General features: G+C 65.3%; 5 protein-coding genes. 1 reads left to right on the top strand and 4 read right to left on the bottom strand.

What is annotated here, in order from left to right:
• The 3 genes from VMJ11_RS16880 to rpoH form a co-directional block, all read right to left on the bottom strand.
• On the bottom strand, positions 1–162 hold a 162-nt coding region (locus tag VMJ11_RS16880), incomplete at its 3' end, for a cytochrome ubiquinol oxidase subunit I (RefSeq protein ID WP_325620530.1).
• Entirely contained in the window at positions 149–460 is a 312-nt protein-coding gene (gene cydP, locus VMJ11_RS16875) for a cytochrome oxidase putative small subunit CydP (protein WP_325620529.1), read from the bottom strand. The genes VMJ11_RS16880 and cydP, both read right to left, overlap by 14 nt.
• A gap of 208 nt (positions 461–668) precedes the next feature.
• Entirely contained in the window at positions 669–1,604 is a 936-nt protein-coding gene (gene rpoH / locus VMJ11_RS16870) for an RNA polymerase sigma factor RpoH (RefSeq protein WP_325620528.1), read from the bottom strand.
• 578 nt (positions 1,605–2,182) lie between these two features.
• On the opposite strand from rpoH, the gene VMJ11_RS16865 reads away from it, so the two are divergent.
• Complete coding sequence (locus tag VMJ11_RS16865; RefSeq protein WP_325620527.1) at positions 2,183–2,566, top strand: nuclear transport factor 2 family protein; 384 nt, start codon at positions 2,183–2,185, stop codon at positions 2,564–2,566.
• Between the two features lie 251 nt (positions 2,567–2,817).
• Here the strand turns inward: VMJ11_RS16865 and VMJ11_RS16860 are convergent.
• A partial coding sequence (locus VMJ11_RS16860) for a 2-isopropylmalate synthase (protein WP_325620526.1) occupies positions 2,818–3,868 on the bottom strand: 1,051 nt, incomplete at its 5' end.

The raw sequence follows: 3,868 nt of genomic DNA, 5'->3' as shown, positions 1-3,868 counted from the left end.
CGTCATGTCCTTGTAGATGACCTTGCCGGTCATCACATAGACGGACTCCATGATGACGAGCATCCACGACAGGCCGAGCGTGAGCGGCACGAACAGGAAGTGGTAGAGCGCGGTGATGGCGAACTGAAGACGCGAAAGATCCACTGATTCAATCGTGGGCATGGCGATCCCCTTGTTGATCCCCTCGTTGCGGTTGTGTTGCCGGCGTGGTCGCGGATGAGTGGGTCGCGCCGGCCGCGGGCACGGACAGGATGGCCTGTGCGACGGCGGCTGGCGGCATGTTCATGTCTACGGCCTGCGGGTGATTGAAGAACGCGTATTTGAGCGCCAGCAGAAGAACGAGCTTGATGGCGAGAACGAGGGCGATGTCGCGAGCGAAGGTCGGGCCGCGCATCCATCGGAGGATGCGCGTGCGCAATGAGGGCACTGTGCGCTGGCGTTGACCGGATGCGGAGATCATGACGACGGTTGCCCCCGAACGCATTGCGTGGCCAGGCCGCAGCGCGGCCCGGGCTCATCACCTCGAAGTATCTTAGGGCGGAATCAGCGAGGCTGTTGCGAATGTGTCCACGGCGCGGCACGCGCAAAACAAAAAGCCCCGTTCGCGTGAACGGGGCTTTCTGTAGGTTTTGGGGCGGGGTAGAACCGCCCTCGGGTCGGACTGTCGCTTACGCGTAGTCGGCGAGCGCGGTGCGCATCTTCTTCATGGCGCTCGCTTCGATCTGGCGAATGCGCTCGGCCGAGACGCCGAACTCGTCGGCCAGCTCGTGCAGGGTCGAGCCGCCCGAGCCGTCGTCGGCGACATTGAGCCAACGCGCCTCGATGATGCGGCGGCTGCGCGCGTCGAGCGCTTCCAGTGCGCTCGCGATGCCGTCGGACTGCAGGCGGTCGCGCGAGCGCGCGGCCAGCACGGCGCTCGGCTCGCTATGCGAGTCGGCGAGCCAGGCGATCGGGGCGAACGACTCTTCGCCGTCGTCAGTCTGGCCCTCGAGGGCGATGTCGGCACCCGACAGGCGCGTTTCCATCTCCACGACCTCTTCGCGCTTCACGTTCAGTTCCTGCGCGAGGCCGTCGATTTCCTCCGGCGTGAACGACTGCAGGCCCTGCTTATGGCTGCGCAGGTTGAAGAACAGCTTGCGCTGCGCCTTGGTGGTGGCGACCTTCACCATGCGCCAGTTGCGCAGAATGTACTCGTGGATTTCAGCCTTGATCCAGTGCATCGCGTACGACACGAGGCGTACGTTCTGCTCGGGGTCGAAGCGCTTGACGGCCTTCATCAGGCCGATGTTGCCTTCCTGGATCAGGTCGGCGTGCGGCAGGCCGTAGCCCAGGTAGTTACGCGCAATCGACACCACGAGGCGCAGATGCGACAGCACCAGACGGCGCGCGCCTTCGAGATTGTTTTGCTCGCGAAACTCTGTCGCGAACTGGCGCTCCTCTTGCGGCGTCAACATCGGGATCCGGTTCACGGCCTGGATGTAGGCGTCGATGTTGCCCAGTTGGCCGGGCAGCAGGGAAGCATTCGCGAGCGCCAGTGAACCCCCGGCCTTGGCCGACGAGGGGCTCAGCGTATTCGGAAGGGTCATGGTCATTGCGTTGCTCACGTAGCGAACTCCTCAGAATCTTTTGCAAAAGTCAGACTGCGACTGCACGGTGGATGTTAGCACTCTGAATCACCGAGTGCTAACACTTGGAGTCTGTAGGGGCTTCAAGGTTCCTTGTTTTCTATCGGAATGGTTGTATCGATAGATTACGGCAAAGTGCTGGCAGGCAAGCAGGGCGGGGCTCGTGGCCCGGCCCGGACCCACGCACGGGACGGGCCGAAGGAACACTCTAGAGCGGGACAGCACTGCGCCGCGGGGGCGCGATGAAATAAGGGCTTGAATCGAAGATCTCGGCGGGCAGCGCTGCGCGCGAACTCTGCCGCCGAATTCAACAAAGAGACATCGGATAAGACCGAAAGTGCGGCGCTGCGACATCAGGGCGCTGCTGGCGAGGCGCCACCGCCAGGCACAGCTTTCGATGGGCGGCCGGCGGTAGAGGCTTTGAGTATGAGGGCGCTGCCTGTGATCGCAAGTATCCATGCGCCGAATCCTGGTATAAATTTCAGCCAGGCGCATGCAGAAAATCTTCGGCGTGGGTCTGCGCGGGCGCGCAGGCCGGCGCGCAAGGGGCTCGAGCGATGGCGGCAAAAGTGATCGAGGCGATTCGCGGACTTGAGCGCGAGCGCTTTCGCGCGATGGTGGATGGCGACGGCACGTCGCTGGAGGAGTTGCTGTCCGATAACGCGACTTTCGTCCACACGAACGGCAAACGCGAGACCAAGCAGCAGTTCATCGAGGCGATCACGGCGGGCCGCCGCCGTTACCGCCAGATCGAGATCCAGTCGCAGGACGTGCTGCCCGTGGGCAATGAAACCTGCGTGGTCTGCGGCCGCGCACTGATCGAAATGGAAGCGAACAACGGTGCGCTGCTGTTTCCGATCGCCTACACGGCGATCCAGACGCAGGAAGGTGGCCACTGGCGTTTGCTGGCGTGGCAGGCGACGCGTTGCGCAATCGAATGACGACCGGTAGGTCCATTCGCTGAAACGCCGATTGGGCGTTCCAGGCGCACGCCGGCGGCCCGTTTTGCCGCCGGCGCTCAACGGCGCCTCTCGACCCGGGCTAGCGTGTCGACGGGAGCTGGCGCTTCAGCGCTTGCTCCTGCCCGATAGTGCTTGCCCGGGTCCAAATGCACTGCCCCTCCTGCTTTGCCTGCTGAACTTCAAACCTTTCGCGGCCGCGCGTTCACTGCGCGCGGCATGAATCGCCGGCGTCAGGCCGCCGCGCGTCGATCCACATGCGGCCAGGCCGCGCGATTGACCGCACTGACCACCGCGGCGATGCTCGCATGAACCGCGTCCGCGGCTACGCCCACGCCGTGGCGCAGCGGCTGCCCGCCCACGCGCGCCCCGACGAATACGGCAGTCGCGCCCTGAGCCGTGCGCGCGGTTTCGAACGACGTGATGTCGATGCTCTCACCGGCCACGGCCGCAATCGCTTTCGCGACGGCCTGCGCATGTGCCTCGTCGACGCTCGCCGCCGCCGGCATCGCGACATCGCGGCTTTCCCAGCGCACGCGGCCCGCGCCGGTGTGCGCCGCCGGCCCGCGCGTCTCGTAGTACTCGCGCGCGAAAAGCGCGCAGATCGCTTCGCCGGTGACTTCCTCGCCTGAACTGTCGGCGACCGTCTGCACGGCGTGGCTGAACTCGATCTGCACGCGCCGCGGCGGCGTGAAGCCCATGCCCTGCTCCAGCAGCCAGGTGGCGCCACCCTTGCCCGACTGGCTGTTCACGCGGATGACCGCGTCATAGCTGCGGCCGAGGTCGGCGGGATCGATCGGGAGATAGGGCACCTCCCAGATCGCGTCCGGGCGCTGCTGGGCGAAGCCCTTGCGGATCGCGTCCTGATGCGAGCCCGAGAACGCCGTGAACACGAGGTCGCCCGCATAGGGATGACGCGGATGCACGGGCAGCTGATTGCAGCGCTCGACCACGCGGCGTACCGCGTCGATGTCGGAGAAGTCGAGACCCGGATCGATGCCCTGGGTGTAGAGGTTCATCGCGAGCGTGACGAGATCGACGTTGCCGGTGCGCTCGCCATTGCCGAACAGGCAGCCTTCGATGCGGTCCGCCCCTGCGAGCAGCGCCATTTCGGCGGCGGCGACGGCCGTGCCGCGGTCGTTGTGCGGGTGCACCGAGAGGACGATGCTGTCGCGGTACGCGAGATTGCGGTCCATCCACTCGATCTGGTCGGCGTAGACGTTGGGCATCGCGGCTTCGACGGTGGCCGGGAGGTTCACGATCATCTTGTGATCGCGCGTCGGG

Source organism: Paraburkholderia sp., assembly GCF_035501035.1.
GTDB lineage: Bacteria > Pseudomonadota > Gammaproteobacteria > Burkholderiales > Burkholderiaceae > Paraburkholderia.
Note: the sequence above shows the minus strand (reverse complement) of the source record. Positions and strands in the feature narration are given on the sequence as shown.

What these genes read in the sequence shown, in the direction of transcription:
- cydP (WP_325620529.1), bottom strand. Translation starts at nt 460, where the DNA reads ATGATCTCCGCATCCGGTCAACGCCAGCGCACAGTGCCCTCATTGCGC.
- VMJ11_RS16865 (WP_325620527.1), top strand. Translation starts at nt 2,183, where the DNA reads ATGGCGGCAAAAGTGATCGAGGCGATTCGCGGACTTGAGCGCGAGCGC.